Consider the following 3,975-nt stretch of genomic DNA (forward strand, 5'->3'; position numbering starts at 1 on the left):
GGGAGTGGGGGAGACAAACAATTATTAACTATTGACTATTGACTAATGACTCTTGACCAACCTCTTGCCAGCCATGCATGGGGGCTATGCTTTTAGTTACCGATTCGATGATTGTTGGGGGAGCTTGGGATATTAAGATGCTTGGATAAACTGCCATACCCCAATTGGGATGAATTAAGACACGGCATTTATTTTTCAGCACTGGATAGTTAAGTAAAGCTTTGACAACGGCAGTGTCGTCGTGGGGAATTTGTCCGGGATGGGAAAGTAAGGGATAGCCAGTGCGGGGGTCGATTATGTCTGTGAGATAAGTGCGATCGCGCAAATTAAAAGCAACGTCACACCCAAATCTCATAAACTTTTCCCGCAAGCGTTGTTTTTCTTTCTCTATTGTATTGGTACTTTCTACTAATTGATATCGCGATCGCTGTAAGACAATCACCACCCAAAAAGACGGCTGATTTTTCCAATCTGGTAATATCCGTTCGCGGTTGGCACAGATATACTTACTGGGCAAATGAATTGAAATCTGAACTGCTTGCCCCGGTTTGCCAACTAAATTAATGGGACAGCCTTGCTCCGAAGTGTAAACGGTAGGGTAGTTCACTACATTTATTCGGTTTTTGCAAGTTTTGTATTTAAATCCTTGGTTTAGATGATAACTCTTAAACATTCATAAAAATCATTAATTTTACATAATATGTTATGTTTTTTTGGATTCATTCTGACTAAAATGTGAATTTTTAATCGCACTTTTATCGTTTCTTAACTTGTGATGATAATACTTACTTATATTCGGAGGCAATTTCCGGATTTATGCAACGTTATATAGTTAGAGACGCAACCGATGGCAAAGCCATTGCCTACCCTTCTCAATCGCTCCAGACCAAGGTGAACGGAAACACCAAGAACCAACGGAAATATGCGTCTCTAATTCCTAAAATCTTTCATCTTACCTGGGAAGGTATGAGGGATAAAGGATAAAGTATGAAAACTAAATTAATTTAGCTTTAAAGCATTGACTGGAACTTCATCCCAAGAATTAACTGTTCGCAATCGGGCTACCCAACCACTTGCTTTTTGCATCTGAGTCAAATTATTTTCAAAAGATTCATGGCAATCTTTTGCTTGGGACTCATCACAACAGGCTATACAAGCATGAATCATGCCAGAGGGATCAATTTGCTCGTTTACCCAAATAGTCATAGCGTATTTTCTCAAAATTGTTGGCGAAAAAAGGAATTTGCCATTTTAGAATACTACGAGATGGGTTTTTGAAGAGGGGGAAAGGGGAAAGGGGAAGGGGGAAAGGGTAAGAAATATAGAGTTATAGTGAATAGATCCGTATTTTATTTCCGTCTCTTTTCCCTTACAAGGTTCACGTTCTTTCTAAGCGTGTCGTAAGACAAGTGCTTCCCCTTTCCTCCTCTTTTTCATTTTGGGATGGCAAATCTGCTTCATCTCGAAGGTGCATAAGGCTTCTCTCCTCGTTCATAGCGACGACGGTAAAGCAATTCTAACTGTCCACCATTTTCCTGAATCATGGTGATTTCTCGCTGGTAAAGTCCCCGGAAGGTGTTACCAAATAGCAGTGTAAAGATGGCAACTACCAATCCGGAAGCGGTAGAAACTAAAGCTTCACTAATTCCACTGGTAACACCCGCTGTTTGAGTACCTCCCACATCACCAATATTTAAAGAGGCAAAAGAAGCAATTAATCCTAAGACGGTTCCCAAAAGACCTAACAAAGGTGCAAGGTTTATAATTGTGTCGAAGATGTTTTGAAATCGTTTGAGTAAAGGTATCTCGGCTTGTGCTGCTGTTTCTAATGCTAAACGAAAGTCGGATGGTGTCGCTTCTTCTAATTCTAAAGCTGCTAAAAAAATGCGGGCGATCGGCAAGTTGGTATTTTGCTGCAATAGTGCGATCGCACTAACTACATTATTCAGGCGATAAAAATTTAGCACTTCTTGCACCATCCGGCGTTGGCGGCTTGCCAACATCACCCAAAACTTGATACGCTCAATAATCAGCGCCACTGCTAACACCGAAAACCCCAGCAGAGGTATCATAACTACCCCACCTGCTGTAAATATATTATTAATAGCCATTTACTCTGTTTTTAGAAGGAATCAATGCACACTTAGAGTAACAGATTGCTTTATCTAACAATCCTAGATCAGAGCGTGAAAATTCGCGGTGTTCAGATTCCCGATTTTTTAAGAGGTCGGGAACCTAGCAAAATGGAATTTTTCTCACACACTCATCGCAGAATCCCAAAGCAATAGATTTCAAATATATCGTCAGAATCGGCACTTTGTAGTTTTGGTATGGCGATCGCACCAGATCCAATACGCGGGCGTGTTAAGGATTTTTGGTACTGATTTTTGACCTGTAGAGACGCGAAATACGAAGTCTCTACACTCGGATTTTAGGCTTAACACCAAGCGTATTGGCACCAGATCGACTTTACATGACTACGGTTCAAATAAATAGCGTTGTTGAATTAAAATATGAAACTTCAAAATCAAGCATCTCAAACTCTGATCTCATGTCCGGTTAATTAATTATTATGGGTGTGCGTTTGTGTAAAAAGTTGAAAATGCTCTTTCCCCCTGCTCCCTGCCGACAACCACGATCAGTCTTGACCGGAAATAATGGGATACAAGCCCCGTCCTTGTAGGACGGCTTTATGTTAAAATTATATTGGTTGAAATACCCACCTAAGATTGCAGCGATACATACTCATTATTTGAGTTGAAACCGAGACTGATCCAGTAATAGGGAAAGACTGAAGGGCAATGGTAAAGTCCACCCCGGAAGCAAAATAAAAAGTATTTATTGCTTTTTCAAACAAAACGATACATATAGTCGGGATAGGGCATTGCCACGACTTTAAATGGACATGGAGATTGGGTAAGACTTGCGATGCAAGCATCGGTCAGCGAAGTGTCAAGGAATCCTCGACCGTTTACGGCAAGGAGGTATGTCAAAAAACATAGCCGTGAAAATGAACTATGCGTTGTCCATAACCCTTGTATAGAGGTGATCCAACCAAGTCTCTATAAACTAGTTCCAAAGGTATTTTGCGTAAGTCCTAATTAAATCAAAAAAGCGTGCTGAAATTTCAACACGCCTTTACGCCTTTAATTAAGGAAGAACCGATTAAACTTTTGCTAGTTCTGGTGAAGGACGCTTACTGTTGCGAATAGCTTTAATAGCCTCAGCATAATCAGGAGTATTAAACACAGCTGAACCAGCAACGATCGCATTTGCTCCAGCTTCCAAAACCTGCCAAGTATTATTAGCTTTCAGTCCCCCGTCTACTTCAATCCAAGGGTCTAAACCGCGTTCATCGCACATCGAGCGCAGCTTGCGGATTTTCGGTACGACTCCAGGAATGAAGCTTTGACCCCCAAAGCCGGGGTTAACACTCATAATTAGCACTAAATCGCACAGTTCCAAACAATATTCAATTAGCTCTAGAGGGCTACCAGGGTTGAGTACAACACCAGCTTTCTTTCCAAGCTCTTTGATTTGCCCTAAAGTACGGTGCAGGTGAGGGGAAGCATTGTGTTCTGCATGAACATAGATGTGATCTGCCCCTGCTTTCGCAAAGTCTTCAACATACTTTTCTGGCTCCACAATCATCAAGTGGACATCCAGAGGCTTTGTCGTCACCGGACGAATCGCCTCCACAACCAGAGGACCTATCGTAATATTAGGTACAAAACGACCGTCCATTACATCAACATGAATCCAATCTGCTCCAGCCGCGTCTACGGCGCGAATTTCGTCTCCAAGACGACTAAAATCGGCTGATAAGATAGATGGGGCAATTACAATCGGCTTTTTAGATAGGTTTTGGGTCATGGCTAGTGGCTTATTAAGCGTCCTCGTCTGTAAGCATTGTAACAAAATCTTGACCCAGCGCTCAGAGATTTGATGCCGCGCTGATGGGGGAGTGGGGGAGTG

At 41.9% G+C, this 3,975-nt stretch carries 4 protein-coding genes; all 4 read right to left on the reverse strand.

The window, feature by feature from the left end; all coding sequences use genetic code 11:
- Positions 1-28 precede the first annotated feature (28 nt).
- The 4 genes from OGM63_RS15325 to rpe all read right to left on the reverse strand — a co-directional run bounded on the left by OGM63_RS15325 (position 29) and on the right by rpe (position 3,873).
- On the reverse strand, positions 29-607 hold the full coding sequence (locus tag OGM63_RS15325) for a methylmalonic aciduria and homocystinuria type D protein (RefSeq protein WP_263746453.1): 579 nt from the start codon (positions 605-607) through the stop codon (positions 29-31).
- Positions 608-999: 392 nt separating this feature from the next.
- Complete coding sequence (locus tag OGM63_RS15330; protein ID WP_263746454.1) at positions 1,000-1,206, reverse strand: glycogen debranching protein; 207 nt, start codon at positions 1,204-1,206, stop codon at positions 1,000-1,002.
- Between the two features lie 251 nt (positions 1,207-1,457).
- Positions 1,458-2,111, reverse strand: coding sequence for a MotA/TolQ/ExbB proton channel family protein (locus OGM63_RS15335; RefSeq protein WP_263746455.1), 654 nt, complete (start codon positions 2,109-2,111; stop codon positions 1,458-1,460).
- A gap of 1,054 nt (positions 2,112-3,165) precedes the next feature.
- On the reverse strand, positions 3,166-3,873 hold the full coding sequence (gene rpe, locus OGM63_RS15340) for a ribulose-phosphate 3-epimerase (protein WP_263746456.1): 708 nt from the start codon (positions 3,871-3,873) through the stop codon (positions 3,166-3,168).
- Positions 3,874-3,975 lie beyond the last annotated feature (102 nt).

Source organism: Plectonema radiosum NIES-515 (assembly GCF_025753815.1).
Lineage (GTDB): Bacteria > Cyanobacteriota > Cyanobacteriia > Cyanobacteriales > Nostocaceae > Hassallia > Hassallia radiosum_A.

Bases quoted from the DNA above. Each gene is read 5' to 3' on its own strand.
- OGM63_RS15330 (WP_263746454.1), bottom strand. From the start codon at position 1,206: ATGACTATTTGGGTAAACGAGCAAATTGATCCCTCTGGCATGATTCAT.
- OGM63_RS15335 (WP_263746455.1), bottom strand. From the start codon at position 2,111: ATGGCTATTAATAATATATTTACAGCAGGTGGGGTAGTTATGATACCT.
- rpe (WP_263746456.1), bottom strand. From the start codon at position 3,873: ATGACCCAAAACCTATCTAAAAAGCCGATTGTAATTGCCCCATCTATC.